Below are 482 nucleotides of genomic sequence, written 5' to 3' on the forward strand. Positions count from 1 at the left end.
AACTTTTTCTTATATATACTTAATATATGTAATAAGAAAGAGATTAAGTATAATTACCTTTAACAAGCTTATGAAATTGTTTTATATTACTTGCTTGTGACTCTTAACATTGATAAATAAAATAACACTAGGTTAGAAACTATATATAAACATAGAATTAAATTAAATAAAACCTAGAAAGAACATTTAGCTTAAATGCTCTGTTTAAGTTTTATATGGTGGAGAATAGCGGGATCGAACCGCTGACCTCCTGCGTGCAAGGCAGGCGCTCTCCCAGCTGAGCTAATTCCCCATATCAATACTCATTTCAACCTTTGATATCCAAACAAGCTCTCAAGAGCTCTTGAAATATTTATTATTACTCTTTAGTGTGAGTTAAAGAGTATGTACTCTAGAAAGGAGGTGATCCAACCGCAGGTTCTCCTACGGTTACCTTGTTACGACTTCACCCCAGTCGCTGATTTTGCTGTGGGCGGTAACTA

1 tRNA gene and 1 rRNA gene are annotated in these 482 nt (G+C 34.6%); both read right to left on the reverse strand.

The features are described 5' to 3' along the window. Nucleotides 1-216 precede the first annotated feature (216 nt). A tRNA-Ala gene (locus NY022_RS09575) sits at nucleotides 217-292 on the reverse strand. Nucleotides 293-395: 103 nt separating this feature from the next. Continuing rightward, a 16S ribosomal RNA gene (locus NY022_RS09580) occupies nucleotides 396-482 on the reverse strand; the annotation flags it as partial.

The organism is Campylobacter sp. MG1 (assembly GCF_026616895.1).
In the GTDB taxonomy this organism is placed as follows: Bacteria; Campylobacterota; Campylobacteria; order Campylobacterales; family Campylobacteraceae; genus Campylobacter_E.